33 protein-coding genes and 2 tRNA genes are annotated in these 25,032 nt (G+C 32.2%); 21 read left to right on the forward strand and 14 right to left on the reverse strand.

Annotated elements, in window-relative coordinates; all coding sequences use genetic code 11:
• Nucleotides 1–40 precede the first annotated feature (40 nt).
• Nucleotides 41–1,801: a glutamine--fructose-6-phosphate transaminase (isomerizing) gene (glmS, locus tag ACX119_RS08175; RefSeq protein ID WP_459350775.1), complete on the forward strand. Its 1,761-nt coding sequence runs from the start codon at nucleotides 41–43 to the stop codon at nucleotides 1,799–1,801.
• Here the strand turns inward: glmS and cobT are convergent.
• Genes cobT through ACX119_RS08190 form a run of 3 tightly spaced genes read right to left on the reverse strand, consistent with a single transcriptional unit; the run spans nucleotide 1,788 to nucleotide 4,112 of the window.
• Nucleotides 1,788–2,852 carry a nicotinate mononucleotide-dependent phosphoribosyltransferase CobT gene (cobT, locus tag ACX119_RS08180; RefSeq protein WP_459350776.1) on the reverse strand — a complete coding sequence of 355 codons (1,065 nt, stop codon included), beginning with the start codon at nucleotides 2,850–2,852 and terminating at the stop codon, nucleotides 1,788–1,790. The two genes, glmS and cobT, sit on opposite strands and share 14 nt — an antisense overlap.
• 7 nt (nucleotides 2,853–2,859) lie before the next feature.
• Nucleotides 2,860–3,468, reverse strand: a complete 609-nt coding sequence (locus ACX119_RS08185; protein ID WP_459350777.1) for an MBL fold metallo-hydrolase — start codon at nucleotides 3,466–3,468, stop codon at nucleotides 2,860–2,862.
• Nucleotides 3,465–4,112: an NAD(P)H-hydrate epimerase gene (locus ACX119_RS08190; protein WP_459350778.1), complete on the reverse strand. Its 648-nt coding sequence runs from the start codon at nucleotides 4,110–4,112 to the stop codon at nucleotides 3,465–3,467. Before ACX119_RS08190 ends, ACX119_RS08185 begins: the two co-directional genes overlap by 4 nt.
• A 72-nt stretch (nucleotides 4,113–4,184) precedes the next feature.
• Between ACX119_RS08190 and ACX119_RS08195 the strand changes: the two genes are divergently transcribed.
• Nucleotides 4,185–4,799 (forward strand): RNA-binding protein, encoded by a 615-nt coding sequence (locus ACX119_RS08195; RefSeq protein WP_459350779.1) that lies wholly within the window; start codon nucleotides 4,185–4,187, stop codon nucleotides 4,797–4,799.
• 13 nt (nucleotides 4,800–4,812) lie between these two features.
• On the opposite strand, the gene ACX119_RS08200 is transcribed toward ACX119_RS08195, so the two are convergent.
• A tRNA-Leu gene (locus ACX119_RS08200) sits at nucleotides 4,813–4,897 on the reverse strand.
• Nucleotides 4,898–4,949: 52 nt separating this feature from the next.
• On the opposite strand from ACX119_RS08200, the gene ACX119_RS08205 reads away from it, so the two are divergent.
• Genes ACX119_RS08205 through ACX119_RS08245 form a run of 9 tightly spaced genes read left to right on the forward strand, consistent with a single transcriptional unit; the run spans nucleotide 4,950 to nucleotide 13,011 of the window.
• Nucleotides 4,950–5,186 carry a DNA-directed RNA polymerase subunit N gene (locus ACX119_RS08205; protein WP_297593951.1) on the forward strand — a complete coding sequence of 79 codons (237 nt, stop codon included), beginning with the start codon at nucleotides 4,950–4,952 and terminating at the stop codon, nucleotides 5,184–5,186.
• Nucleotide 5,187: 1 nt separating this feature from the next.
• Complete coding sequence (gene eno, locus ACX119_RS08210; RefSeq protein WP_459350780.1) at nucleotides 5,188–6,426, forward strand: phosphopyruvate hydratase; 1,239 nt, start codon at nucleotides 5,188–5,190, stop codon at nucleotides 6,424–6,426.
• A 7-nt stretch (nucleotides 6,427–6,433) separates the two neighbouring features.
• The gene (rpsB, locus tag ACX119_RS08215) at nucleotides 6,434–7,057 is read left to right on the forward strand and encodes a 30S ribosomal protein S2 (protein ID WP_459350781.1); all 624 of its coding nucleotides are present in this window, start codon (nucleotides 6,434–6,436) and stop codon (nucleotides 7,055–7,057) included.
• Between the two features lie 18 nt (nucleotides 7,058–7,075).
• Complete coding sequence (gene mvk / locus ACX119_RS08220; RefSeq protein WP_459350782.1) at nucleotides 7,076–8,023, forward strand: mevalonate kinase; 948 nt, start codon at nucleotides 7,076–7,078, stop codon at nucleotides 8,021–8,023.
• Between the two features lie 23 nt (nucleotides 8,024–8,046).
• On the forward strand, nucleotides 8,047–8,796 hold the full coding sequence (locus ACX119_RS08225; RefSeq protein WP_459350783.1) for an isopentenyl phosphate kinase: 750 nt from the start codon (nucleotides 8,047–8,049) through the stop codon (nucleotides 8,794–8,796).
• Entirely contained in the window at nucleotides 8,789–9,439 is a 651-nt protein-coding gene (idi, locus tag ACX119_RS08230; protein ID WP_459350784.1) for an isopentenyl-diphosphate Delta-isomerase, read from the forward strand. Before ACX119_RS08225 ends, idi begins: the two co-directional genes overlap by 8 nt.
• Nucleotides 9,426–10,406, forward strand: coding sequence for a polyprenyl synthetase family protein (locus ACX119_RS08235; protein WP_459350785.1), 981 nt, complete (start codon nucleotides 9,426–9,428; stop codon nucleotides 10,404–10,406). The genes idi and ACX119_RS08235 overlap by 14 nt, the downstream gene beginning before the upstream one ends.
• Before the next feature lie 19 nt (nucleotides 10,407–10,425).
• Complete coding sequence (gene gltX / locus ACX119_RS08240) at nucleotides 10,426–12,135, forward strand: glutamate--tRNA ligase (RefSeq protein WP_459350786.1); 1,710 nt, start codon at nucleotides 10,426–10,428, stop codon at nucleotides 12,133–12,135.
• Nucleotides 12,136–12,141: 6 nt separating this feature from the next.
• Nucleotides 12,142–13,011 (forward strand): fumarylacetoacetate hydrolase family protein, encoded by an 870-nt coding sequence (locus ACX119_RS08245; RefSeq protein ID WP_459350787.1) that lies wholly within the window; start codon nucleotides 12,142–12,144, stop codon nucleotides 13,009–13,011.
• Here the strand turns inward: ACX119_RS08245 and ACX119_RS08250 are convergent.
• The gene (locus ACX119_RS08250; protein WP_459350788.1) at nucleotides 13,008–13,793 is read right to left on the reverse strand and encodes a GNAT family N-acetyltransferase; all 786 of its coding nucleotides are present in this window, start codon (nucleotides 13,791–13,793) and stop codon (nucleotides 13,008–13,010) included. The two genes, ACX119_RS08245 and ACX119_RS08250, sit on opposite strands and share 4 nt — an antisense overlap.
• A 38-nt stretch (nucleotides 13,794–13,831) precedes the next feature.
• Between ACX119_RS08250 and ACX119_RS08255 the strand changes: the two genes are divergently transcribed.
• From ACX119_RS08255 to ACX119_RS08270, 4 genes are read left to right on the forward strand one after another with little or no spacing between them, the layout of a single operon-like run.
• Entirely contained in the window at nucleotides 13,832–14,140 is a 309-nt protein-coding gene (locus ACX119_RS08255; protein WP_459350789.1) for a Rieske (2Fe-2S) protein, read from the forward strand.
• A gap of 36 nt (nucleotides 14,141–14,176) precedes the next feature.
• The gene (locus ACX119_RS08260; protein WP_459350790.1) at nucleotides 14,177–14,446 is read left to right on the forward strand and encodes a UPF0147 family protein; all 270 of its coding nucleotides are present in this window, start codon (nucleotides 14,177–14,179) and stop codon (nucleotides 14,444–14,446) included.
• A gap of 25 nt (nucleotides 14,447–14,471) precedes the next feature.
• Nucleotides 14,472–15,233, forward strand: a complete 762-nt coding sequence (locus tag ACX119_RS08265; RefSeq protein WP_459350791.1) for a class I SAM-dependent methyltransferase — start codon at nucleotides 14,472–14,474, stop codon at nucleotides 15,231–15,233.
• Nucleotides 15,234–15,273: 40 nt separating this feature from the next.
• Nucleotides 15,274–15,621, forward strand: a complete 348-nt coding sequence (locus ACX119_RS08270; RefSeq protein ID WP_459350792.1) for a hypothetical protein — start codon at nucleotides 15,274–15,276, stop codon at nucleotides 15,619–15,621.
• A gap of 16 nt (nucleotides 15,622–15,637) precedes the next feature.
• Here the strand turns inward: ACX119_RS08270 and ACX119_RS08275 are convergent, their stop codons facing one another.
• From ACX119_RS08275 to ACX119_RS08285, 3 genes are all read right to left on the reverse strand, one after another.
• The gene (locus ACX119_RS08275) at nucleotides 15,638–15,832 is read right to left on the reverse strand and encodes a hypothetical protein (protein WP_459350793.1); all 195 of its coding nucleotides are present in this window, start codon (nucleotides 15,830–15,832) and stop codon (nucleotides 15,638–15,640) included.
• Nucleotides 15,829–16,191, reverse strand: a complete 363-nt coding sequence (locus ACX119_RS08280; RefSeq protein ID WP_459350794.1) for a hypothetical protein — start codon at nucleotides 16,189–16,191, stop codon at nucleotides 15,829–15,831. Before ACX119_RS08280 ends, ACX119_RS08275 begins: the two co-directional genes overlap by 4 nt.
• A gap of 181 nt (nucleotides 16,192–16,372) precedes the next feature.
• Nucleotides 16,373–16,639 carry a hypothetical protein gene (locus ACX119_RS08285; protein ID WP_459350795.1) on the reverse strand — a complete coding sequence of 89 codons (267 nt, stop codon included), beginning with the start codon at nucleotides 16,637–16,639 and terminating at the stop codon, nucleotides 16,373–16,375.
• 255 nt (nucleotides 16,640–16,894) lie between these two features.
• Here ACX119_RS08285 and ACX119_RS08290 point away from each other — a divergent pair, with 255 nt between their 5' ends.
• Nucleotides 16,895–17,035, forward strand: a complete 141-nt coding sequence (locus ACX119_RS08290) for a hypothetical protein (RefSeq protein ID WP_459350796.1) — start codon at nucleotides 16,895–16,897, stop codon at nucleotides 17,033–17,035.
• Between the two features lie 55 nt (nucleotides 17,036–17,090).
• Here the strand turns inward: ACX119_RS08290 and ACX119_RS08295 are convergent, their stop codons facing one another.
• Nucleotides 17,091–18,062: a nitroreductase family protein gene (locus ACX119_RS08295; protein WP_459350797.1), complete on the reverse strand. Its 972-nt coding sequence runs from the start codon at nucleotides 18,060–18,062 to the stop codon at nucleotides 17,091–17,093.
• 111 nt (nucleotides 18,063–18,173) lie between these two features.
• Here ACX119_RS08295 and ACX119_RS08300 point away from each other — a divergent pair, with 111 nt between their 5' ends.
• Together ACX119_RS08300 and ACX119_RS08305 are read left to right on the forward strand one after the other, a co-directional pair.
• Nucleotides 18,174–18,644, forward strand: coding sequence for a universal stress protein (locus tag ACX119_RS08300; RefSeq protein WP_459350798.1), 471 nt, complete (start codon nucleotides 18,174–18,176; stop codon nucleotides 18,642–18,644).
• Nucleotides 18,641–19,078 carry a universal stress protein gene (locus ACX119_RS08305; protein ID WP_459350799.1) on the forward strand — a complete coding sequence of 146 codons (438 nt, stop codon included), beginning with the start codon at nucleotides 18,641–18,643 and terminating at the stop codon, nucleotides 19,076–19,078. The genes ACX119_RS08300 and ACX119_RS08305 overlap by 4 nt, the downstream gene beginning before the upstream one ends.
• Nucleotides 19,079–19,111: 33 nt before the next feature.
• Here ACX119_RS08305 and ACX119_RS08310 read toward each other — a convergent pair whose 3' ends face one another.
• The 3 genes from ACX119_RS08310 to ACX119_RS08320 all read right to left on the reverse strand — a co-directional run bounded on the left by ACX119_RS08310 (nucleotide 19,112) and on the right by ACX119_RS08320 (nucleotide 20,249).
• A complete protein-coding gene (locus ACX119_RS08310) occupies nucleotides 19,112–19,492 on the reverse strand; it encodes a hypothetical protein (RefSeq protein WP_459350800.1) in 381 nt (126 codons plus the stop codon).
• A 41-nt stretch (nucleotides 19,493–19,533) separates the two neighbouring features.
• Nucleotides 19,534–19,680 (reverse strand): hypothetical protein, encoded by a 147-nt coding sequence (locus tag ACX119_RS08315; protein ID WP_459350801.1) that lies wholly within the window; start codon nucleotides 19,678–19,680, stop codon nucleotides 19,534–19,536.
• Nucleotides 19,681–19,781: 101 nt separating this feature from the next.
• Nucleotides 19,782–20,249 carry a pyridoxamine 5'-phosphate oxidase family protein gene (locus ACX119_RS08320; RefSeq protein WP_459350802.1) on the reverse strand — a complete coding sequence of 156 codons (468 nt, stop codon included), beginning with the start codon at nucleotides 20,247–20,249 and terminating at the stop codon, nucleotides 19,782–19,784.
• A gap of 115 nt (nucleotides 20,250–20,364) precedes the next feature.
• Between ACX119_RS08320 and ACX119_RS08325 the strand changes: the two genes are divergently transcribed.
• Nucleotides 20,365–21,021: a superoxide dismutase gene (locus ACX119_RS08325; protein WP_459350803.1), complete on the forward strand. Its 657-nt coding sequence runs from the start codon at nucleotides 20,365–20,367 to the stop codon at nucleotides 21,019–21,021.
• Between the two features lie 17 nt (nucleotides 21,022–21,038).
• On the opposite strand, the gene ACX119_RS08330 is transcribed toward ACX119_RS08325, so the two are convergent.
• Together ACX119_RS08330 and ACX119_RS08335 are read right to left on the reverse strand one after the other, a co-directional pair.
• Nucleotides 21,039–23,204: a M20/M25/M40 family metallo-hydrolase gene (locus tag ACX119_RS08330; protein ID WP_459350804.1), complete on the reverse strand. Its 2,166-nt coding sequence runs from the start codon at nucleotides 23,202–23,204 to the stop codon at nucleotides 21,039–21,041.
• 81 nt (nucleotides 23,205–23,285) lie between these two features.
• A tRNA-His gene (locus tag ACX119_RS08335) sits at nucleotides 23,286–23,357 on the reverse strand.
• Between the two features lie 272 nt (nucleotides 23,358–23,629).
• On the opposite strand from ACX119_RS08335, the gene ACX119_RS08340 reads away from it, so the two are divergent.
• Nucleotides 23,630–24,655 carry a magnesium transporter CorA family protein gene (locus tag ACX119_RS08340; protein WP_459350805.1) on the forward strand — a complete coding sequence of 342 codons (1,026 nt, stop codon included), beginning with the start codon at nucleotides 23,630–23,632 and terminating at the stop codon, nucleotides 24,653–24,655.
• Nucleotides 24,656–24,748: 93 nt separating this feature from the next.
• A complete protein-coding gene (locus tag ACX119_RS08345) occupies nucleotides 24,749–25,009 on the forward strand; it encodes a hypothetical protein (protein ID WP_459350806.1) in 261 nt (86 codons plus the stop codon).
• The last annotated feature ends 23 nt before the right edge of the window (nucleotides 25,010–25,032 follow it).

Genomic DNA, 25,032 nt, shown 5'->3' on the forward strand with positions numbered 1-25,032 from the left:
ATCAGTAAATAACCCCCACTAATCATCATAGAGATAAGAAATGTGTTCAATAATTGGATATTATGGAAAGGATATTGCAGCCCCAATCATTGTGAAAGGGCTAAAACGGATGGAATATCGTGGATATGATAGTGTTGGAGTAGCAACAGAATCCAATAATCAAATCGAATTAAAGAAAGGAACAGGTAAAGTAAACGAAGTAAATATCAAAGTAAAATTAGATTCTCTTCCAGGAAAAATAGGAATCGGGCACACCAGATGGGCAACACATGGAAAAGTTACAGATGTTAATGCACACCCACATCCTAGTAATTCAGGAAAAATTGCAATAGTGCATAATGGAATAATAGAGAATTTTGAAGATCTAAAAAAAGAATTAGAAAGTAAGGGATATGTTTTCAAAAGTGAAACTGATAGTGAAATAATTGCAAATTTACTTCAAAAGAATTATGAAGAAAGTAACGACGTTAAAGAAACCATGTTAAAAACCGTATCAGAGCTAAAAGGTCATTATGCATTTGTTGCAATGTTTGATAACGGACAACTTGCAGCAGCAAAATTTCATGAACCATTAATAATTGGAGTAGGACAAAATGATTTCTTTTTGTCAAGTGATGTTTTGGGATTTATTGAATATACTGATGATGCAATCTACATGGAAAATGGAAATTTTGTAATTTTAGACAAAGACAAGTTTCAAATTTTAGATTTTAATGGAGAACACGCAAAATATGGAATAACCAAAGTCTCAAAAGAATTTGGAGATGCATACAAAGGAGATTATGCACATTTTACATTAAAGGAAATTTATGAACAACATGAAACAATACTAAAAGCAGGTGAAAAATCAACAAAGGAAATTGAACAAACTGCAGATTACATGAAGCATGCAAAAAATATCTATGTAACAGGCAGTGGAACTAGTTATAATTCAGCATTAATTGCCAAGCAAATTTTTTCAAAATATGCCAAAATCAAAATAGACACTATTATGTCAAGTGAACTGCAATTCTCCCCTGACAGTATTGAAGAAAATTCAATTCTTATTGCCATATCTCAAAGTGGTGAAAGCGCAGATGTACTTGAGGCTGTAAAAATTGCAAAACAAGCAAATTGTAAAATCATTGCAATTGTGAATCTATTGACATCATCACTTGCAAGAGAGGCAGATGTTGTAATTGGCATGAACTGCGGACCAGAGATAGGTGTTGCTGCCACAAAAAGTTTTACATCACAACTAGTCATTCTCTACAAAATTGTTGAAAAATTAATGAATAAAGGGATCACCATAGATTTTGATAAAATTTCTCAAACAGTTTCAAAAACATTAGAAAACCCAAAAAAAATTCAGCAAATTGCAAAGGAATTGAAAGACATTTCAGATATCTATATTCTTGGTAGAGGAATGCATTATCCAATAGCTATTGAAGCGGCTTTGAAATTAAAAGAATTAACATACATACATGCTGAAGGAATAGCCGGAGGAGAATTAAAACACGGCCCACTGGCATTAATGGACTCAAATGTGTTTGTAGTGATTATCAACCCAAATGATTCGACTTTTACAGATACTCTTACTAGTGCAAGAGAGATTAAAGCCCGTAGTGCAAAAATTATCGGAATTTCAGACATTGAAAGTGATGTATATGATTACTGGATAGAAATTCCAAAAACAGATGAACTGACATATCCAATTTCAGAAATAATTCCTATTCAGCTCCTATCATACTATGCTGCGTTAGAGAAAGATACAGATCCGGATTATCCAAGAAATCTTGCAAAATCAGTTACTGTGAAGTAAACAATCTATGATATTCTTTTTCTACCAATTCTAGAAACTTTTGTGAATTGTTTCCGGTTTTGATCATAGATGAAATAATACTACCACCAGCGCCAACTCCCTCTTTTGCAAATCCCTCTGAGAATGCCTTTAATCCCGGAAATTTAGAATTAACCAATCCAGGATCTACAGAAAATGCTGGAACATCTGCTATTTTTGAAACCAAAGTTTGGAAATTTGCACTTTGATCATTAGTGATGTAGGACGTTGTTCCAATTGCAGTATTTTCATCATTAAATCCAATTTTAGAGGCAAAAGCAAGAACTGCAGTCATTTGAGTTCCACCAGCAAGCATTACCTTAGATACCTCAGAGGCGGAACTTAGCATTCCAGCTACAAATGGAATCATAGGATCTCCAACTTTGGAAATAATACTATAAGGATGATCTGAATCAATTCGTTCTAATGCAGAAGTTACAATTTGGTTTTTGAGTTCTACAGGATTGTTTGGAATGCTCGAACTAACTTTAGCATCAAAACCTAATGCACGAAGTACTGCTAATGATGTGGTAGTTCCACCAGGAATACTTTCACCAATTATTAGACAATCAGTAAGAGAGGCCAAAGTTCTTCCAATTATTCGTCCATAATCTACAGCATGTGATACTTCAGAATCAGTCATTGCATCTTGAATTGAAATATTCTTTCCAAAAGACATTCCAGTATCAATGAAGGGTAATTGTGGGGGAAGTTTACTTCCAGCATTAATTGTAATATGTGGAATACTTGCAGATTCTAAAGCAGTTTTAGTTAGTAATCCTGGAGTGGGTTTTCCATCAGGAGTCATTGGAATTTTTTCAATAGTTTTACAATATCCATAGTGAAGATATTCTGCATCAGCAGGAGGAGTAAATTTTATTGAATCCTTGTCTGCACCTGCAAAAGAAATTCCAGGAATTTCACAGGTTTCAGTGTATGATAGTACTAGGGAGAAAAGAAACTTTCCATGCCTAATATCAGTAAGAAAATTTTGAGCTTTTTCTGTATTCCCAAATAATTCTAAATGTTCCAAAAGATCACTAACCCATCATTTCAAGAAATTGTTGTTCTGTTCTTTTCTGCAATACAAGATTGGTTTTCTTTTCTTGTCCAAGTGTAGATGTTTCGGAATGTCCATAATTATGACCTGAGTAAAGGACTAGAGTATCGTCTAAAGGATATAGAATATCAAAGAGGCTATGATATAGCTCTTTTGCACTTCCTCCAGGTAAATCAATTCGACCACAATTTCCTACAAATAATGTATCACCTGAGAAAATTTTTCCATCACCTATGAGACATACACTATCTTTAGAATGACCTGGAGTGTGTAGGACTTTAAGTTTTGATCTTCCAAATTCAATAAAATCACCATCCTTTACAGAAATATCGTGTTTTAGTTCTGAAAACTCGTGTTGTATAATTGGAGCCTTTGTGGAATTTTGCATTGCTTCATTACCAATAGTATGATCAAAATGATGATGTGTGTTTACAATGTATTTTATTTTAAGATCATTTTTTTTAATTACCAATTCCAATTCCATTAAATCCCACGAAGGATCAATGATTATTGCTTCTTTTGTGTCATCATCTTCAACAACATAAGAAAAATTCTGCATGTTTCCAACTTGAATTTGATGAACTTTCATAGTATACCCTCCTCAGCTTCAGGTGGAATCCCTATTTTTTCTGCATAAAGATCTCCAGTTAGATCCTTTCTTTTTGGAATACCTTGTTTCATTTTATGAAATGTCACAGTCATATTACATTTTGTGAAAATATTTGCAGTGTTACCAGTTTGTGGATCTAATCCAGAAGGAACATCAACTGCAAATTTGTAACAATCTGTTTTGTTTATGTAATTTATTGCTGATGCATATGGTTCCCTAATCTCTCCAGATATTCCAGTTCCCAATATAGCATCTACAATTACATCTGGTTTAAAATTCACATCAAAAGATTCTCCAGAGATTAGTTTTACAGAGGGCATTTTTTTTAAGATTGACCAGTTCCAATTACTTTCTTCAGTTTTAATTTTCTCAGTGGTTCCAAGTAAAATTACTGTAACATCAGCACCGTAACCAGCCAGATGTCTTGCCATTACCAAGCCATCACCACCATTATTTCCCAAACCAACAAAAATGAGAATTTTTTTTGAATCTAAATTTCCTAGTTTTTCTACTAATCTTCTAACAGATGCAGCTCCAGCATTTTCCATCATAAATTTTTTTAAAAAACCCATATCATGGCCTTTATTTTCAATTTTATACATTTGATCTACAGTAATTTCCATATTGTTCAAGAAAATAATACCAAAATAAGAGTTTGGCAAACGGCTTTATCCTAGGATTTAAGATAATTAATAATGTCATTGGTAAATGTTAAGACTTCATTAAATAAAATTTCAAAATCATTAGGGACAGTTCAAGACTCAAGAGAATTTCTGTTAAAAAACACTAGAGAGGTGATTATTCTTTGCAGTAGATCAATTATAGCAGTCCATAAAGGTGATTTGCAAACAGGCAAAAAACATTTGAAACAAGCAGAGACATTGTTGAAAAAATACAAGAAAAAAGCACTGGGTGATCTTAAAAGATATCTTATTACTCCCGAACAAGAATTTGTTGAAGCAGCATGCCTTATGGCAATAGTGGAAAAAAAAGTAATTCCTTCAGATAAAAAATTATCAGTAATGCCAGAATCTTATGTTTTAGGATTGCTTGATTGTGTAGGAGAATTAAAAAGAATGGTATTTGACAAAATTAGAATAGGCAACATTGAAGAGGCCACAAGAATTTTTGACATAATGGAGAATTTGTATCTCAATCTTTACACTTTTTCATTATACGACAAAGTTGTAAAAGAAGCTAGAAGAAAAATTGATGTAAATAGAATACTTGTAGATGATGTTAGATCTGCAATAACCGAAGAAAAGAGACGTTCAGAATTAATCAAGACTTTACAAAATTTAGAAAAATAATTTTTACATATAGTGCGGGCGATGGGATTTGAACCCACGAACTCCTGAGAGACTAGCCCCTCAAGCTAGCGCCTTTGGCCAGGCTGGGCGACGCCCGCAACAGAAGGACCTTGCATGGTTTTTATAATCCTTGATTACTTTTTCGTTCGTATGTTAATTCCAGTAAGATGTTTTACATGCGGTAATTTAGTTGCCGATAAATTCGAAGATTATGAAAATAAAGTGAAAGCTGGAGAAGATCCAGTCAAAGTTTTAGATTCTTTAGGAATTGAAAGATATTGTTGCAGACGAATGTTATTGACTACTGTTGAAACAATTCAACAAGTAATTCCATTTTATGAAGCAATTCAGAGAAGAAAACAAGAAGTTCAATCTGAGTTAGAGTAACTTGGCCAAAATATCCTCAATTGAAGGACGTATTCTATACAACAGTAGAGGAAGTAAAACAATTGAAGTTGATGTTAAATCTGATGGAAAATTTCTAGGAAGGGTTTGTGCACCATCAGGAGCCAGTGTAGGAAAATACGAGGCAGTTAGTTTTCCAAATGGAAAACCAGAAGAAAGCCTAAAGGTTTTGTTAGAAAATTCTCAGAAATTTATTGGGTTAGACTCTTCAGATCTTAAAGCTATTCATGACACATTGAGGAGTTTAGATAAAACAAATAATTATTCAGAAATTGGAGGAGCTCTTGCTTTTGCAGTAACTATTGCATCAATGGAATCAGCTGCAAAGGCATCAGAAGAGCCATTATTCAAAATACTCTCATCACAGCCATCATACAAATTTCCATTTCCCCTAGGAAACATTCTAGGAGGGGGTGCACATGCAGGTCCTGGAACACCAGATATTCAAGAGATACTAGTTTGTTCAACAGGCTCAAAAACCATTGAAAGTGCAATTGAGACAAATCTGGCAGTGCACAAAGAACTTAGAAGTGTTTTAGAAAAAGAGGATCCAGGTTTTACTAATGGTAGGGGAGATGAAGGTGGATGGGCACCAAAACTTGAGAATCACAAAGCATTAGAAGTTTCTGTAAAAGCAATTGAGAATTTAGGATTTACCTTAGGAAAAGAAGTATCTCTTGGAGTAGATTTTGCATCATCTACACAATGGAATGAGAAAAAAGAAAAATATGTTTATGACAGAGCTGGATTTGAAAATTCTACTGGTGAACAAATAGATTTTGCAGCAGACATTATTGAAAAATATAAATTAATTTATGCAGAAGATGCAGTTCACGAAGAAGCATTTGAAGATATGTCAGAACTAACTGCCAAATTTCCAAAAACCTTGGTAACAGGAGATGATCTCACAGTAACAAACAAGGATATTTTACAAAAAGCAATTGATAAAAAATCATGCAATGCTGCGATTCTCAAAGTAAATCAAGCAGGTAGTCTTTTTGATGCATTTGAATTTGCCAATTTAGCAACTCAAAACAATATCAAATTAATCACATCACACAGATCAGGTGAATCCACTGACTCACAAATATCACATATTGGAATAGCAACAATGTCAAAAATGCTCAAAGTAGGGGTAGTTGGAGGAGAAAGAGTGGCAAAACTCAATGAACTATTACGCCTATCAGAGCATGATTTAATATGCGGTATGGCAGAGATTTAAAATCGTCATGAGCCAACAAGCAGAAACATCGGATATCAAAAAGAAGATCTTAACCACAGGTATCAGAGTAGGTACTCAAGTTAAAACCAAATTTATGAAATCTTTTATCACAAAAGCTAGTCCAGAAGGACTTTACATGCTTGATTTGGATATCACATTAGAGAAAATTCAAACCGCAGCCAAATTCATCAACAGATTAGGTGCTGAGAATCTCATAGTATGCTCTGGAAGGCAATATGCAGAGACTCCAATTGAAAAATTTTGTGAAATTTTAGGCTCAAAGAAACTTTTAGGAAGATTCATGCCAGGTACTCTAACTAATCCATCTTTACCATATTACATTGAACCAAAGATAGTCTTAATCTCAGACCCACAAGTGGATGAGCAAGCAATTATCGAAGCTACAAATGCAGGAATTCCCGTTATTGGAATTGCAAATACAGATAACATTACATCAAATGTTGATGTAATTATTCCAGCAAACAATAGAGGAAGAAAAGCATTAGCAACTGTTTACTGGTTATTAGTTCGTCAAGTTCTAATCGAAAGAGGAGAGCTAAAAGAAGGCGATTCAATGAAATATGAAATTGATGATTTCGAAACAAAGATCACCGAAGAGGAAATCGAATAAATCAATTAAAGGGTTCACTTGAAATCCAAAGCATCAGCACCTGGAAAAGTAATTCTTTTTGGAGAACATTTTGTAGTTTATGGAGTAAAAGCAATCCTATGTGCAATAAATAAAAGAATCACAGTATCTGTAAGTGATATTGAAGAGAATAAAATTATTGTTAAATCAAATATTGGTAGTCTCTCAGAAGAACCAGGTAAATTAATTTCTGAAATAAAATCACCACTAAAGCCATTTTATTATTTAGCAAACAAAATGATTCAATCTCAAAACAAGATCAAAGGTGTTCAAATTATTGTTGATTCAGAAATTCCTCTAGGTGTGGGTCTAGGTTCCTCATCTGCATGCTGTGTAGCAGGTGCTGGAGCAATTTCAAAATTATTTGAAGAGAAGTCAAAAGAGCAAATTCTAAATCTTGCAATCGAAGCTGAGAAGACTATCTTTCAAAATACCTCAGGAGCTGACTGCACAGTTTGCACATATGGGGGAATTATGAAATATGATAAAAAAAATGGATTTGAAAAACTAGAATATGAGCCTAGTTTTCATCTAGTAATTGCAAATTCAAACATTGAACATTCTACAGAATCAATAGTAAGTAAAGTAAAACAATACAAAGAAGAAAATCAAGATGAATTTTCTAATTTATGTGACAAAGAATCAAAATTAATTGATGATGTTTTAGAAATTCTCAAAGAAAACGATATCAATGAATTAGGTAAGAAAATTATTCAAAATCAAGAATATTTGGAAACAATTGGGGTATCCAATGAGAAATTAAGAGAGATGATCAAAATAAGTCAAAAATTTGCATTAGGTTCTAAAATTACAGGTGCAGGTGGGGGCGGATGTATATTTTCTCTAATAGAAGAATCAAACTTGGATAACATAATGAATGAATTTAAAAATAAAAATTACGAATGTTTTTCCGTGAAAATTGATTTTAGAGGACTGGATACTTTTTAATTGACAAGATAATTTGAAACAACATGCTTCTAATAAAATTAGGCGGATCAATTATTACAAATAAAGAAAAACCATTATCTCCAAGAAGAAAAACCATAGACAATCTTGCCAAGAGCTTAAGAAAGATCAAAGAACCCATGGTAATTGTTCATGGCGGTGGATCCTATGGTCACTACTGGTCTGTAAAATATGATATGCATACAAAAGAGAGAAGATACGATGTAAGAGGAGTGTCTATCGTAAAAAATTCGATGATAGAGCTTAACAAGATAATTTTAGATTCACTTTTAAAAAATAAACTAAATCCATATTGTTTACCACCTACAGATTTCATGGCAGGGAACAAGCCAATTGTTAAAAAAATTAAAGAAATTCAAGAAATAGCTAAATCAGGATTAATCCCAGTCACATTTGGAGATGCGTTATGGTATGGTCAGAAAAAAACATACATTTTATCAGGAGATAAAATAATGACTCATCTTGCGAGAATTCTAAAGCCTAAATTAACAATTTTTGCTCTAAATGAAAATGGACTATACTCAGATTTTAAGTCAAAGAAATTGATCTATGAGTTAAAGGATCAAAATCCGTTAATTTCTGAAAACAAAATGGATGTAACAGGTGGAATGACAAGAAAGGTGGAAGAAGCTACAAAGATTGCAAAAAGTGGAATCAATGTATTTTTTGTAAATGGAAATAAACCTGAAAGAATTGTACAAGCTATTAAAAATAAGAAATATGAAGGAACTATGTTTAGAGGAAAAAATGCCTGAAGAATTTGTAATTTTAGTTGATGAGAATGACAACCCTATTGGGACTGAAGAAAAAGTAAAGTGTCATTTACCAAATGGAAAATTACATAGAGCATTTACAGCATTGTTGTTTGATAATGATGGAAGATTGGTTCTTACCAGAAGAGCAAAAGAAAAGATGTTATGGCCAAATGATTGGGATGGAACATTTGCTAGTCACCCCAGAGAGTCTGAAACCTATGTTTCTTCTGGAGAGAGAAGAATGCCAGAAGAGTTGGGTATTGAAGGAAAACTAGATTATTTGCACAAATTTGAATATCATGTTCCCTACAAAGATGTGGGTTCTGAGAATGAGATTTGCGGAACTTTAATTGGTGTTGTTGATAAATCAACAGAATTAAAAAAAATACCTGGAGAGATTGATGAAATCAAATTGATATCAGCAAATGAATTAATGATTGAACTTGAAAAAAATCCCCAATTGTATTGCCCATGGATGCTCATTGCTTTAGAATTATTGGATAAATCTGATAAAAAAATGCTGGAAAAGCATGCAAATATCTTATCTACATGGATGAATAATGAAATTCATGATAGTTTGGAGAGGGCAATTAAAACACACCTACCAAATGAAAAATGGAGATTAGTAGATGAAAAACACTAGACATATTGAAAATAATGCGAAAATTGTAAACAAGCATTTAAAATCAAAACTTAATGGAAATCCAAAAAAACTCTACGAAGCTGCGGGGCATTTGATAGTAAATGGTGGAAAGAGACTTCGACCATACATGGTTATCAAAAGCTGTCAAATTTTAGGAGGAAAAACTTCCAATGCAATGCCTGCTGCAAGTGCAGTGGAAATGGTTCATAATTTTACTCTAGTTCATGATGACATAATGGATAATGATGAAATGCGACACGGGGTTCCAACAGTGCATAAAAAATTTGGAATGCCCATTGCAATTCTTGCAGGAGATGTGTTATTTTCTAAAGCATATCAAGTTATTACGGAATCAAAATTATCTGCAAATGCAACTACACAATTAGTTTCAAGATTAGCTAAAGCGTGTGTTGATGTTTGTGAGGGACAATTATTAGATATTAAATTGGCAGAAAAAAAGAAAATTCCAACCGAAGCTGAATACATCACAATGATTTGTAAAAAAACAGCTGCGCTATTTGATGTATCATGTGCAATGGGTGCAATTTGTGCAACTAGTAACAAACAAGATATTTCTAATCTTTCATCATTTGGAAGAAATCTAGGGATAGCATTTCAGATCACAGATGATCTAATTGGGGTAATGGGAGATTCAAAAATAACAAAGAAACCAGTTGGAAATGATCTTAGAGAGGGGAAAAAATCATTGCCAATATTGATGGCAATAAAATTAGCAAAAGCAGGAGATAAAAAAACAATTCTAAAGGCATTTGGTAATTCTAAAATTTCAAGAAATGATCTTACTAAGGCAGTAAATGTGATTCGCTCCCTTGGAATTGAAGCAAGTGTTAGAAAACAGGCACTAAAATACGCTGAAAAGGCTGAAAAATCCCTATCAAAATACTCAGGTTCTTCAAAAAATGAATTAGTTACATTATTAGATTTTGTAGTTAAGAGAAGCGTATAGTTACAAAGGAAGATTTCAGATGGATGAAGAATTAAAGAAAGAGATTAGAAAGATGTCTCTTCAAAATGCATTTGAGCATGATGGACAAACTAATCCAAAAATAATTTTAGGAAAAATTCTTGGAACAAAAGCAGAATTAAGAACTAAAGTTAAAGAAGTATCTGGAGAGATTTCCAAAATAGTTTCGTTAGTAAATAGTTTAACTTTAGAAGAACAAAAAAAAGAAATTGAAGAAAATTTCCCAGAGATATTAATTCCTAAAGAAAAAATTGAAGAAAGGGAAGGACTTCCTGAATTAAATGATGCAGAACATGGAAAAGTGATTACAAGATTTCCTCCAGAACCAAATGGTTATCCACACATAGGTCATGCAAAAGCTGCAATAATTAATTCAGAATATGCTAGAATGTATGGAGGAAAATTCATTCTAAGAATGGATGATACCAATCCAGAAGCAGAAAGAATGGAATATCATGCAGCCATCAAAGTAGGATTAGAGTGGTTGGGAATTAAATTCGATATTGTAAAAAATACATCAGACGACATGGAGATTTTTTATGAAAAGGGAATGGAGTTAATTAAAGCTGGAAAAGCTTACATTTGCACTTGTAAACGAGATGAGATTAGTAAAAACAGAAGAGAAAGAAAAGATTGCAAATGCAGCAGAGATGATATTGAGAAAAGTAACAAAAATTGGGATAAAATGAATACCAAGTTCAAACCAGGGGAAGCAATTGTAAGATTTCGTGGAGATATGAAGGCAGATAATGCAGTAATGCGAGACCCAGTTTTGTTTAGGATTATAGAGGAAAAACACTACACGTTAGGGGACAAGTATAGAGTATGGCCAAGTTATGACATGGCAGTTGCAATAGAAGACAGTATAGATGGAGTGACGCACGCTTTTCGTTCCAAAGAATTTGAATTAAGAAAAGAATTGATTGATGCAATTTTAGATGCTCTAAAAATGAGAAAACCCCATCAAGGATTTTTCTCAAGACTTGAATTCAAAGGAATGCCAATTTCAAAGCGAATCATAAAGCCTCTGATCGAGGAAGGAAAAGTTTCTTGGTATGATGATCCTCGCCTCCCAACCCTAGAGGCACTTAGAAGAAGGGGGATAAAACCAGAAGCAATTAGAAAATTCATAATGTCATTAGGATTAACAAAAGCAAATACTCTAGCACCATTTGATGCATTAGAATCTTTTAACAGAAAATTTGTTGATGCGTCAAGTATCAGATTATTTATGGTTAAAAATGCAAAAAAACTATTGGTAAAAAATTTACCGCTAACGTTTGTTGAAATTCCAAATCATCCAATTAAGGATATGGGAAAAAGAAAAATAGACATTGATGAAAATTTTTTAATTTCAGGAGAAGATATGCAGGCATTCAAAGAAGGAATGCAAGTTAGACTTTTAGGATTAGGAAATGTTCTAATTAAAAAAATCGGTTCAGAATTAGAAGGAGAATTTATTTCTGATGGAGACATGACAGATATACCAAAGATTCAGTGGGTACCACAAAAAACAGCACATGAAATTAAAATGATCATTCCAAAGGTGTTATTCAATGGAGATGACTTTAATGAAGATAGTTTAGAAGAATTAGACGTTTATACAGAACCACATTATCTTCAATTAAAGGAAGGAGAGGAAATACAGTTTGTCAGATACGGTTATTGTAGAAAAGATTCCCAAAATCAAGCAATTTTTACTCACAAGTGATTTACAATGAAGATAGCACGGTTAGCAAGTGGAAATAACGAGACCTATGGTTTTATCAAAGGAGACAAGGTTGCAACTAAAGATGAAATTACTTATCTTACAGGAGTCCCAATTCCTCAAAACGTAAAGGATTTTCTATTTGATGGTTGGTTTGATGAGATTAAAAATAAAATTTCAAATTTACCGTATGAATCAAACTTGTCAGATTTTAAATTACTTTCTCCCATTCCAAATCCCAATAAAATTATTTGTTTGGCATTTAATTACGTAGACCATGCCGAAGAGCAGGGATTAAAGGCACCTGAGGATCCGGCATTAGTAATCAAACCAAGAACTGCATTAAACAGTACTGAATCAGATATAATATGTCCAAATTTTGTCACTCAGTTAGATTATGAAGTAGAGCTTGCAATGATAATTGGAAAAAATTGTAAAAATATCAGTGAGAAAGAAGCAACAGATGTAATTTTTGGATATATGGTTTTCAACGATGTTTCAGCCAGGGATATCCAGATGAAAGACAAGCAATTTACCAGAGGAAAAAGTTTTGATACGTTTGCACCATGTGGACCTTGGATAACTACTGCAGATGAAATTAAAAATGCTCAGGATCTGAAGTTAACAACTAAAGTAAATGGCGTATTACGACAAAATTCAACAACAAAAAATATGTTTATAAAAATTCCTGAAATAATTTCAAAAATTTCTAAAGTTATGACATTAGAAAAAGGGGACATCATATCAACAGGTACACCTGCAGGAGTCATGTTAAACAAACCGGATGCAGTGTTTTTAAAAGATGGAGATAAAATTGAAATGGAAATTGAAGGATTAGGAGTTTTAAAAAACACAATCAAAATTGTTAATTTAGATTAACGAAGGGTTTTTTTCATCAAATAAAATGAAATTTTCTTTTCTAATGTATTAAAAGCAGGTAAATCTTCTTTAGATAAAATTTGAATTCTTTGATAGTCTTTCTCAATTGCAAAATTTTGTAAGAATTTAAAAATTTCCAAGGTAGATTTTTTAGAATTTGAAAATAGTGTAACAATTAATGTTTTAGCAAAATGTTCAGATTCAGATAGAATTGCAAAAGAGAAATTTTCAGGTTCATTGGATTTTATAATTTTATTTTGTGTTAGAAAGGAACGTAATTTTGAATTATCCATTGGGAGCCATCTCCATGATTTGACATAATGTGAAAAAGTTAATTTTAGATTTTTTGCAAATTGAATTTTATCAGTTATATTTTTTTTAGGTATCAGAGTGTAAAAATTCCAAGATTCAAAGATACTATAATTCAATGATTTTGCCATAAGTAAAGATGGATTATTTTTAGTTTCAATTAGCATGTATGAGAATGAAATATTTTTTTCTTCTCCAAGATGTTCTGCATACTGAACTAATTGTGATGCAATTTTTTCTCTACGAGAATTAGGCTCTATTCTAATACCTTCAATCCAGACTTGATTATCTGAATAAGAGGCATGACAAATTCCAGATACACTATTTTTCTCAAATACAAACAGATTTCCTTCTTTTAGCCAGTAATCCCAAACTTGATCTATATAGTCACCCCATGAAAAAGTATTTTTACAAAAATCCAAAACAGAATTTTTATCTAAAGAGGTTCCTTCACGAATTATTTTATCAGACATATACGAAAAAATATAAGACTTGTCAGATAAAAACTGCAATGGGAAAAATTATCGCTGGAAAAACATCTGATATTCTACCAGGAAGTATGATCAAAGTATCAATTGATGGGAGAGACATACTTGTAGCAAATATTGATGGAGAGTATTATGCAACAGATGATACATGTACTCATGCAGGGGCTAGTTTATCTGAAGGAAAGTTAGAAGGTGATACTGTCACATGTGGTTGGCATGGAGCTCAATTTAATTGTAAGAAAGGGAATTTAGTAAAATTTCCAGCAAAAATTAGAGATTTAACGTCATACAACGTAACAGTAGAGTCTGATAGTGTTTTTGTAGAGATGTAACTATATACCTCTAATTTTTAATAATAGGTGTAGAATATGGCAGACGGAAATCAGAATAAAGAATCAATGAAGGAAGCAATAGAGACACTAAATCAAATTGTTTCAAGTAATTCTACTCCAAAGACAATAAAAAAATCGATTACAGATTTAATTGCAGATTTGAATAATGAAGAGTATTCTCTATCAGTCAGAGCTGCCAATACAATTAGTCTATTAGATGATGTTACACAAGATCCAAACATGCCATCATACGTTAGAACACAACTATGGCAGGCAGTTTCAAAACTAGAAAGCATAAGAGAATAAATTCTCCAATACCTAACAATCATTATTGAAAATTGAAGAATATTTAGAAACACTTCCTGAAAATTTATTGAGTGGGGAAGATGTACAGCTACCAGAAAAGGCATTTAGAGAAATTTTCAAATTTGTAGAATTGGGAAATGATGATATTTTTTATCATTTGGGTTGTGGAGATGGTAAGGGAATAGAAATTGCAATAAATGAATTCAATGTAAAAAAAGCAGTCGGGATTGATAATAATCTTGAAAAAATAAAACAGGCAAAAGAAATTTTGATGCAAAAAGACTCCAAAGGTCAGTTAGATTGTAAAAATATTGTAGATTCTGAATTTTCAGATGCAACCGTAATTTTGTTTTGGTTTACCGATGAGAAGATCATTAATCAAATGATGAGTAAATTTGAAAAATTGAAACCAGATACAAAAATCATCACAATTTGGGGACCATTACCTGATTGCCTTCCAGAAAAAGTAAATTTTCCTTTTATTATTAATAAAATACCATTCAAAAGAGCTAGTAGTATGCAAGAGCAATTACTTGCAGTATTTGGTGTTAAATGTGTAGATTTTGTAACTGCTTGGGAATTTGCTGAAAGATATACAAAATCAATTAGTTCTTCAGATATCAAAAATGATCGATTTTTGACAATAATTCAAACATTAGTTATTTGGATTAATGCAAAAAAGTTAGGAGTTTCATGTACTGATGAAATCCCCGAATCCATTCAAACGTACATCAACATAATGAAAATGCATTTTGATATTGATTTTGAATATTTACTAAAGGAATAATCCCTGTAATCCTTTTATTTTGTAATTGTTCAATTAGAATATGGACGGAAGAATTAACATCAATGTATCAGCAGTAGATTATGATAAAACAAGTAAAGCATTAACTCATCAACTCACTCTTTTAGAAGAAATGGTGCATGGTCAAGAGGATTTTGTGATGACTGACTCTGAATTTGCCTTTGGATGGCACTTTTTTGTTTTAAGTGTAAATAAAGATCTTGTTCAGAAATTAGTAGATGTGATGGGTAATGATTTTGAAAAATTGAAAGGAAAAGGAATTGAGAAAAAGTTTCTTTCATGGCTTTCAAAAAATATCGAGGGAAAATCACCTAGATTCAAACTTGCAATCAAAGAAGAAATGGAATCTAGTAAATACGGAATTTTTTAAAATTTTTGAACTCACATTATGCAAGAATTGATTTTTCCATTGGAGAGTTATTCTGGAAATGACTCATTGTATAGATTATTTTATCTCCTTCTGGTAAGGGATTTGCACATTTGCCGCATAGCGGTCTAATAACTTCCGCATCATAATCTATCTCTCCAATTGAAACGTTACATCTTGAACAATAGATAGATTTTGTATCATAAATATTCATTTTTTCACCATCCCATTTGTCATTAATATTGAAATACTGTTAGAGTTTTTTGCATCAATATTTGTTTCATAATTCTTACATGTGTTAGCCAAATGCACTTTTTGATATTTAACAAATTTTGAATCAACATCAGAGATAATAGAAAATGATGGATTATTTACAGAATTATTTCCAAGACATGTTTTAAATTGAACATAATAGGAGTCAGTAGATATTTTTGCCAAGTATTGAATTTTGATTGAATTAACATTTGATTTCTTTTTTTCATCTGCAAAAGCAGTACCAGAAAATATTGAGACACTCAATAGTAACATAAGAAATATCCCAAGGGTTTTGTTTGCAAATTTAGTTTTAATCATTTTTTTCACATTAGGATTGAACGTATTTGAGACTACTATCAGGATTCGAAGGCATCCAACAGATATGTTGTGTCTCAGATACGTTTTCCTCAAAAAGGTCTAAGTTCAAAATGTATTTGGGGATAGCGAGTTAGTTGTGGTATGCTAAATTAGAAAAAAGGATTAATTTTTGAATTGTTCATTATACTAAAATTCTAACTGGAAGTTGATTTAATGACCATTCAACTATAGAGCTTTTCTTATGCCCCCATCGATAATGTGAAGAAGCATGTCTTTTATTTGCAAATTCTACCGGATATGCACATAAAACACAAGATGATGAGGTATCTGTAAGTTGTTTAATTATTTCCTCTCTATGTTGTGCGAGATGAATCAACCACTGTGATTTTTCTGCAGTAACGGCTCTTTCACTTGGACAGTATAAACAGGTACTTGAGAGGAATGTCATTTTTCATTATGCCTTTTTTATTTTTAGAGAAAACGTATTACAGAATTCGGCTTTGATTCCAAGGAATTACCAAGCACGTGAAACGGTATACGTATTCTCTTACTAATGTATGATTGTACAATTATCTAATTATTTCATTTTGATTGTGGTATGCTATTTGTTCAGATTTTTGCTAACACAGAAAAATAGCATACCAGAACACAAAAATTATTTTTTTATCAAAGATGTATGTACTTTTTGCTCCGAGGTGAAATGATGAATAACCAAAACAACAACACATGGGATAAAATGGTTCATGCACCATTCAAAAAAGTCGTAAAATTTGACCTTATTTGCATGGGAATTGGTGCTGTGATTGGCATGGGAATTGGTGCATACATTGCAACTAATTTCTAGTCCAAAGTAAATTGGACAGATTCTAGATTCTGTCCAATATCATTTCATAAAAAAATCAATCTTCAAGCACATGAATAAGATCTTTAAGCTTACGCCTAGATTTTGGAGGCTTTCGCATATCAGGATATCCAATGCAGAGAATAGAAGAAGGTCTTAATTCAGTTCCAATGATTGCTTGAACCTTTTTTTCATCAATCATTCCAATCCAAATGGAACTTAATTCTAATGCATGAGCTGCTAATTGAGAATAAGTGGCAGCAATTGTTGCATCCTGTAAAGAAAACTTTGTAAGCATTTCAGGTGGAAAATTCATTTTTACTCTACTTGGATTAATGCAGAACACAAGCACAAGAGGAGCATTAACAAATGGTTGTCTATTTGCTGCTTCAACTAGTGCTTCTTTAGCTTTTTTACTTTTAACATAAAATACTTCTAATCCCTGAAAATTTCCTGCAGTTGGAGCAGTATCTGCTGCAGCTAGAATTTTTTCAATCTTCCAGTCTTCAACTTTAGTTTTAGAAAATTTTCTAGTTGAACGTCTTGTTGCAAAAATCCGAAATAAATCAGAAGGAGAAATTTCATGATCAATGTGTTTTGGATTACCCGAGAGAATTGCTTGCAAAAGAGTCATCTTTGGTTTGCTAGATTTTTCTTCAGAATTACGAGTTTGATCTGTTGACCATCCTGAAGCATAAAATTCCTTTGATGATGTTTGAATTGGTAATGTATCATGGGGAACTTTGGCATATTCTAAAACCTTATCTCTAAAATCGGTAGTGACTGCTTCAAGTTCATCTCTATCTTTTAATCTAAATTGCACTATATCAGAATTTATCAAAATTTCACTAACATTATCCTCAAGCTCCACAGTTCCAACATGATTATTTTTTAGAATCTCTACTAGTTGTTCTAGTTCTTCTTTGTTTAAGATAACAGTATCTGTATCATCTTCATCAACACCTGACCAGACAAGCCTACAACCATCCTTTGAAAAATATGAAGGCTCTATCTTTGAGAATTTATTCATATTTTTTGATAATTTTCAAGATTATTAAAAATGATTTGAAAGTAGACATCATAAAATGCAATGCGGATAAACAATGGATAGTTTAATTATGAAATGATCTTTAATGAAATCATGTATAACAATATCCTAGTGCCACACGCTGGAACACCTGCTGGAGATCAGGCATTAAAACATGCCATTCATGCAGCAAAAGGGACCAAAGCCAAAATCATTTTACTTCACGTAGTAGAAGAAATGCAACATCCACCGACTTTTGCATTATCATCATCTGAACGTGATAAATTATTGAAAAATATCAAAGATGCAAATGAGGATATTAGAAAAGGAATGATTCCTGAGTTTGAAAAAAGAGAAAAAATATGTGAAAAAAATAATATCGAGTCAATTTCTCAGGTTGTAACTGGATCTGCTTTTGATGAAATTCTCAAAGCGATAAAAAAGTACAAGGTAGATTTGGTAGTCATGGCAAAGCGTAGAAAACTCAAAGGAATCAGAGGTTTGCTAAGTCTTGGAAGTGTATCAAGAAAAGTCGTGGAAAATACAACATGTCCAATTTTGATGATAGATATTGAAAAGAAATGAGTAAAAACTTTGAGAATATTTTAGTTCCATACAATGGGACTGATGGTAGTCAAAAGGCATTCAAAAAGGCAGTTGCTTTGGCCGGATTTGAAAAATCCAAGATCACAATTTTAACATGTATTGAAGAAAGAGCAACGTTTGGATTATTCAAAACTAAAACCAACAAACAAGAGTTTGAAAAAGAAAAAAATGAAATAAAATCAGAACACAGTAAATTAGAAGAATATGCAAAGAAATCAGATGTTGCAGTAAATTCTAAAATTATAATTAGCGACAGACCAGCATTAACAGTTCTTGAATATGCAGACAAACACAATATCGATCTTATTGTTTTAGGAAAAAGAAAGCTTACAAAATTTGAAAAAATCCATTTCCCAAGCACCATTGAAGATATTGTTAAAAATTTTCCAGGTGCAGTTTTAATTTTAAATTAAAGTTTTAAATAAAAAGAAATAATGAATTTATTCCTAATGTGAATGCGTAATATCAAATTTCTTTTTCTGAGATGTGAGAGATTTTGTAACAGGTATTATTTTGTTAGCTAATCTAGTTATTTCACGCTCAGTTTTTTTCGGATATTTGATGTGTAAACACTCATGATAAATGGTATTTACAGTCTCAACTTTTGGTTCTGATGACAAATCTGGGTTTAACCATATAGTACCACATTCCTTAATGCATTCTGCCCAGACTTCACCGGGCTTAATTTTATTTTTGTAGATATAATTTGAAAAATGTTTACGATCGTAGACTAATACAGGTTTGATCTTCATTTTTAAAATATTTTCAAATGCATTAAGCAAGGTTTGATGCCATTCCTTATCACTAGCAGAAAATTGAAAAGTCATATCTAAAACAATATTTAATTAATAATAATATACATTTTTAATCAGTTCATCAATTCTTCATCCAAATCTATTGTATCAAAATTTGTACCATCACAATGAGGACAGCTAGTAATTATTGTGACACCTGCTTTTTTTGTAAAAACATTTCCGCATGATTTACAAGCACGTAATTCACTTAATGTAGTCATAAACAAATTATGAATTTGTTTTAATTAAAACATGTGGTTGATTTTACATTCTGAATATGTGGTGGCAATATCTCATTAGATTTAAACTGAAAATATGGTTATTAATTTTTAAACAGATAGTTGGTATCAATGTCTGAACCAATAGACATATCAGAATATTTTTCAGGATTTAATGAATAACACACCTTAGGCTCAAATTGAACTAGTTCAGATTCTTTTTCAGATAGTAATTTTACTTTAGGTGAGGAATTTTTTGCCAATATTTCTTTTATGATAGATTCTTTAATTTCAGATTTTGTGGGTTCATCAGTAATATAGCTTACAATTCCTCTAAACTGATATCCCTCCAAATGATCCTTGTTAAAAACTGAAATGGTAATCCAAGGATTCACCTGAATATTCTTGTATGATTTATGTTTAAAAAAATCAAGCCAATAAATGGCATCATCATCAACTCTGAAGAATATTCTAGGTGAAACATTTGGAAATTTGGTTCCACCAACTGTCCCTACAACAAAAACTCCTTGTTCATCAATAAATTTTTTAATTTTATCAGGTATTTTCACCATACCCCTGTATCAAGCTAATTTCTATTAAAGAGATAATTTGAGTTTCAAAAATGATATTTAGATTTTTGAATAATAGTGAATAATTGTTTATTAGTAGAATAATCTAATAAGTTACATGTCAGAATTTCAATTGCCAGAACTATCTTATGAATATGATGCGTTAGAACCACATATTGATGCACAGACAATGCAGATTCATCATTCAAAACATCACCAAGCTTACACAAATGGATTAAATGATGTATGGGATGAAATGTCAGAGGATAATCAGGATAAAGGATTACTAATTTTATTATCAGATCTTGATCAAATCAAACCCGAATTAAGGGATCGTTTTAATTTTCACGGAGGAGGGTACAACAATCACGAATTATTTTGGTCAAGTATGAAACCAAATGGTGGGGGTGAACCAAGTGGGGCTCTAAAAGATGAGATCGATAAAGTTTTTGGGAGTTTTGATGATTTCAAGAAAAAATTCTCAGCAGATACTGCTGTAATCCAAGGAAGTGGATGGGGATGGCTAGTTTATGAACCAAAATCTAAAAAAATTCAATTCAAGACAACTGCAAATCAAGACAGTCCAATTGTGGATGGTGTTGTGCCACTTTTAGGTTTAGATGTATGGGAGCATGCATATTATTTAAAATATGAAAATAAAAGACCAGATTATATTTCTGCATGGTGGAATGTAGTGAATTGGGAAGAAGTAGAAAATAGATTTTCTAGAGCAGCTACTACAGCTAAGGCATTATTCTCTAGACATTATGAATAATAATTAGATAGTAGAAATTATTTTTCAGCACACTTGTAAATTACAGATGCAAGTAATGCTGATCGTTCCACGATACTATCATGAACAATGTATTCTTTAGGGGAACGGTATTTGTGACCTAGCGGTCCAAAACCATCAAGTGCTGGAAGTTTTGAAGGAACATTACTGATATCTGAAGATATTATTTGAGAATGTTTTTTTATTTTTATTTCATGTTTTTTGGCAAGATCCTCAACTAATTCATAGAATTTTGTATCAGATTCTTCTTCTATTACAGGTGGCCTGGTTTGTATTTTGTTAATTGATACATCAAGTTTAATGCCAGTTTCTTTTTTCTTCATAATGCTGTTTATTTTAGTATCAAGTAAGGTTCCTAATTTTTCCGTTTTATAACTACAAGTTAATGATAGTGATGCATAGTTTGGTGTCTGACCATGAGATCCTTGAGCAACAACAGAGGTGGTTCTTAATCTGTAATCTTTTTCATCTTTTGAAAGTTTTTCAATTACGGATAGTTTTTTTGCTAAAACTGGAATAATTCCATGAATGTCTGAAGTTAATTGTTCTGAAGATGTGGTGAATCTAATATTGTAATCACTTCTACCATAACAAGTGGTAATTATTCCACCGTCTATGCTAGCAGATTTTAAACCTATAATATAATGTGATTTTTTAGAGTATTCTTTAACAAATCTCTTACTATATCTTCCACCTAAACTATCGTCAGTCGTAAGTAATATTGCACATCTGACTTTTTTGAGTTTTTTAGCATAACGTAAAGCATGAATTGCACCCAACATTACAGCAAGTCCACCTTTACTTTCAGCGATACCAGAGCCAACAATTCTGTCACCATCTTCGTAATAACTGACTAAATCATCAGGACCATAATGAGTGTCAAGATGAGAAACAATCAAAACATCATTTTCTGATTCTTGATGATTTTTAAAATAATGGAAATTTCCTACGTCGGGCTGTCTATGAATATGCTCAGTGAATCCAAGGTGTTTTAATCGCTTAGAAATAATTGCTCCTAATTGATTTACATTTTCTAAATTATATACGTGAGTGTTTAGATTTACAAAATCTCTTAATGTTTCTTTTAAAGTATGTAGATGTCCACGCAGATAGGTTCTAGCTACTACTCGTAATGGTTGAGTGAGATCAACTTCATTTTCATGATGATGTATAGAAGTGCCAAAGTATCTAATCACTGCAATATCCAAGATTTTATTGATGAGGGATTCATAGGTGTAGCCAGCAGTTTTGGCCGCATAAAATAATGAACCTCCTTTCCCCAGACTTGCCATAGAATTTAATTCAAGAATGTAAAGATTCTCATCTTTATCCATTCTAAAATCGACTCGACTGTAATCATTTAGTCCTAAAGATGCAAATGCCTTTATGCACATTTGTCTCATCTCTTCGGTTTTCTCTTTTGATAATTTAGCAGGACATGTTTTGTCAACTCCTCCTGCTTTCTTTTTATCCGAAATTGTTTGAATTTGATCGGGATTATCAAGATTAATTTCAACTATTGGAAGAATGTCTATGTTAGGATTATTACCTAATACACCAACTGCAAATTCTCTTCCTGAAATGAATTGTTCTACAAGTATATCCTGTTGAAATTTTTCAATTTGTACTTTAACTGCTTTCCTAAGATCATCCCAGTTATCTACAACTTCCATTCCCATAGAAGTAGATTCCAGTTTGGGTTTAACAATCACAGGAAAAACTAAATCATCATGAATATCTTCAGGTGTATGAAATACCCAAAAACCAGGAGTAGGAATATTATTTTTTTGTAAAATTATTTTTGTCATTACTTTGTCTTGAACAATTGCGTGGCCAGCTGGTCCAGAGCCTATGTATGGAATTCCCAACATCTCCATCATTGCAGGCACATGGGTGTACCTATTTTGTCCCTGAATACCATACGCCATATTGAAGACCATTCCAGGAGTTTCACCTGCAACTACCTTTGGCATGAATTCTTTTAATTCATCAGCAAGATGGATGTCCCCTTCAATAACTTTTACAGTGTGACCACCTTTTTCTAAAGCTCTTGCAACTCTTTCAACTGCTTTTGAGCTATAGTGTTCTTTTGTGGTCATTCCAAAAACGTTGATTACATCATTTGGATCAATTTGTGTTTCGTTATAGATCAGTGCTACTTTCAAAGAGAAATCTAAAGTAACTTCATTTCTAAACTATTAAAGATCTTGTTTAACGAATGAAAATATCATAAATAAAATTTAAAGGGCCCCTGAGGGGAATCGAACTCCTGTCCGAGGATCCACAATCCTCTATACTAACCACTATACTACAAGGGCCACGAGAAAGATAACTAATTAATCCTGTAATAATCTTTGAGTTCTGCTGAGAATTATACTGTAGATTTATTATTGACTAGTTGAAAATAATATTATGCGATTATGGTGGGTTGCCATGGCAATAGCAATTGGACTCACATGGGTTGGTATGAATTATTTACTTCCTTGGCATTAGCCTCAAAATATTTCATATTTTAGATTAAATGTGAACAAAATTTCCATTCAAAAATTATCGATCGCTTTAAATTTGTTAAATTAGGGTATTTTTCAACTTGAGAAAAGGATTCATCACAAACAGGTTACGCTCCGGTAGGAAGTCAACAGAAATTGCTGTTGAAAGTAAAAGGGAAACTATACAAGGTAAAAAATTTGTTTGGATAGATTTACAAAATCCTGATAGAAATGAAGTTGAAAAATTAGCTGAGAAATACAATTTCAATTCATTAAACATTGAAGATTGTATGACCAAATTTGAATTGCCAAAATTGGATAGATATCATGATCATTTCTTCGTAATTTTGCATTTCCCACCACTGTCTGGGAAAGTTGGAGAGTCCAAAAATAGTCAACTATCACTTTTTGTAGGAAAAGATTTTCTTGTTACTGTTCATCAAGGAGACCTAAAACCATTAGTGGATTTGGTAAATGTTTGTAAATCTGACTCAGATCAACAAAGAAAAGAAAAATTATTAGAAAAATCATCAGGACTATTACTTCATGAAATGATAGACGTACTAGTAGATGATCTTTTGCACACATCCAGAAAAATAATTGCTAATTTAGATGAACTAGAAGACAGAGTATTTGATGAAACAAAACCTGTTGCAAGAAGTATTGCACTACAAAGAAGAGAAATCAACAGATTAAGAAGGATAGCTAATCCATTAAAGAAATTCGTGTTAGAAATTGCAAAAAATGTCAAAGACTTTGCAGATAGAGAAGATGAAGAGCTTTCATTGTTTTATGATGATGTCATAGACCACATAGACAAAGTCATTGAAACGCTTGAAGAATCAAGAGAGACTATGGAAATTTACAAAGACACGGATTTTGTGTTAAGTACTGAGAAAACAAACAAAGTTCTTGCAGTACTTACAATAATTTTCACATTAGCAATTCCTTCAACAGTTATTGGTACTTTTTATGGGATGAACATCAATTTGCCTGGCGGGATCACTAGTGAAAGCCCAGTGTTTTTGGGTCCATTTACAACTCTAATCATAATTGTTCTAGCATCAGCAATTCCGGCAATTCTGATGTTTGCATATTTTAGAAAACTCGGATGGATAAATAATTAAAAATTATTAATCCAAAATACCGATTTTTTGAAATAGATCCATTTTGAAAAATTAAATGATCTTAATTAAATACGAGATAATTTAACCTAAATCATGGGTAAAATTAGAATTCGAACCGGTAGAGGAACTGGAACTATTGAAGTTGATGAAGATGCTTCAAAATGGTCTGGCGAAGATTTTAAAAAGATTCAAGCGGCCAGAAAAAAAGCAGCTGGCAATAGATCGGTTCACACAGGAAGAGGAACCGGCACAAGAAAGCTATCAGATCAGCCGGATCCAAAAGAAGCTCCCAGTACAAAAGGTAGAACAATTAGTACAGGTAGAGGTACAGGTTCTAGAAAGAGCAGTAAATAAAAAACCACAACAATTCTTAATTT

This window comes from Nitrosopumilus sp. S4, assembly GCF_054515835.1.

What these genes read in the sequence shown, in the direction of transcription:
- glmS (WP_459350775.1), top strand. Translation starts at nt 41, where the DNA reads ATGTGTTCAATAATTGGATATTATGGAAAGGATATTGCAGCCCCAATC.
- ACX119_RS08185 (WP_459350777.1), bottom strand. Translation starts at nt 3,468, where the DNA reads ATGAAAGTTCATCAAATTCAAGTTGGAAACATGCAGAATTTTTCTTAT.
- ACX119_RS08190 (WP_459350778.1), bottom strand. Translation starts at nt 4,112, where the DNA reads ATGGAAATTACTGTAGATCAAATGTATAAAATTGAAAATAAAGGCCAT.
- ACX119_RS08195 (WP_459350779.1), top strand. Translation starts at nt 4,185, where the DNA reads ATGTCATTGGTAAATGTTAAGACTTCATTAAATAAAATTTCAAAATCA.
- ACX119_RS08205 (WP_297593951.1), top strand. Translation starts at nt 4,950, where the DNA reads ATGTTAATTCCAGTAAGATGTTTTACATGCGGTAATTTAGTTGCCGAT.
- rpsB (WP_459350781.1), top strand. Translation starts at nt 6,434, where the DNA reads ATGAGCCAACAAGCAGAAACATCGGATATCAAAAAGAAGATCTTAACC.
- ACX119_RS08225 (WP_459350783.1), top strand. Translation starts at nt 8,047, where the DNA reads ATGCTTCTAATAAAATTAGGCGGATCAATTATTACAAATAAAGAAAAA.
- idi (WP_459350784.1), top strand. Translation starts at nt 8,789, where the DNA reads ATGCCTGAAGAATTTGTAATTTTAGTTGATGAGAATGACAACCCTATT.
- ACX119_RS08235 (WP_459350785.1), top strand. Translation starts at nt 9,426, where the DNA reads ATGAAAAACACTAGACATATTGAAAATAATGCGAAAATTGTAAACAAG.
- gltX (WP_459350786.1), top strand. Translation starts at nt 10,426, where the DNA reads ATGGATGAAGAATTAAAGAAAGAGATTAGAAAGATGTCTCTTCAAAAT.
- ACX119_RS08245 (WP_459350787.1), top strand. Translation starts at nt 12,142, where the DNA reads ATGAAGATAGCACGGTTAGCAAGTGGAAATAACGAGACCTATGGTTTT.
- ACX119_RS08250 (WP_459350788.1), bottom strand. Translation starts at nt 13,793, where the DNA reads ATGTCTGATAAAATAATTCGTGAAGGAACCTCTTTAGATAAAAATTCT.
- ACX119_RS08255 (WP_459350789.1), top strand. Translation starts at nt 13,832, where the DNA reads ATGGGAAAAATTATCGCTGGAAAAACATCTGATATTCTACCAGGAAGT.
- ACX119_RS08260 (WP_459350790.1), top strand. Translation starts at nt 14,177, where the DNA reads ATGGCAGACGGAAATCAGAATAAAGAATCAATGAAGGAAGCAATAGAG.
- ACX119_RS08270 (WP_459350792.1), top strand. Translation starts at nt 15,274, where the DNA reads ATGGACGGAAGAATTAACATCAATGTATCAGCAGTAGATTATGATAAA.
- ACX119_RS08275 (WP_459350793.1), bottom strand. Translation starts at nt 15,832, where the DNA reads ATGAATATTTATGATACAAAATCTATCTATTGTTCAAGATGTAACGTT.
- ACX119_RS08280 (WP_459350794.1), bottom strand. Translation starts at nt 16,191, where the DNA reads ATGATTAAAACTAAATTTGCAAACAAAACCCTTGGGATATTTCTTATG.
- ACX119_RS08285 (WP_459350795.1), bottom strand. Translation starts at nt 16,639, where the DNA reads ATGACATTCCTCTCAAGTACCTGTTTATACTGTCCAAGTGAAAGAGCC.
- ACX119_RS08290 (WP_459350796.1), top strand. Translation starts at nt 16,895, where the DNA reads ATGAATAACCAAAACAACAACACATGGGATAAAATGGTTCATGCACCA.
- ACX119_RS08295 (WP_459350797.1), bottom strand. Translation starts at nt 18,062, where the DNA reads ATGAATAAATTCTCAAAGATAGAGCCTTCATATTTTTCAAAGGATGGT.
- ACX119_RS08300 (WP_459350798.1), top strand. Translation starts at nt 18,174, where the DNA reads ATGTATAACAATATCCTAGTGCCACACGCTGGAACACCTGCTGGAGAT.
- ACX119_RS08305 (WP_459350799.1), top strand. Translation starts at nt 18,641, where the DNA reads ATGAGTAAAAACTTTGAGAATATTTTAGTTCCATACAATGGGACTGAT.
- ACX119_RS08310 (WP_459350800.1), bottom strand. Translation starts at nt 19,492, where the DNA reads ATGACTTTTCAATTTTCTGCTAGTGATAAGGAATGGCATCAAACCTTG.
- ACX119_RS08315 (WP_459350801.1), bottom strand. Translation starts at nt 19,680, where the DNA reads ATGACTACATTAAGTGAATTACGTGCTTGTAAATCATGCGGAAATGTT.
- ACX119_RS08320 (WP_459350802.1), bottom strand. Translation starts at nt 20,249, where the DNA reads ATGGTGAAAATACCTGATAAAATTAAAAAATTTATTGATGAACAAGGA.
- ACX119_RS08325 (WP_459350803.1), top strand. Translation starts at nt 20,365, where the DNA reads ATGTCAGAATTTCAATTGCCAGAACTATCTTATGAATATGATGCGTTA.
- ACX119_RS08345 (WP_459350806.1), top strand. Translation starts at nt 24,749, where the DNA reads ATGGGTAAAATTAGAATTCGAACCGGTAGAGGAACTGGAACTATTGAA.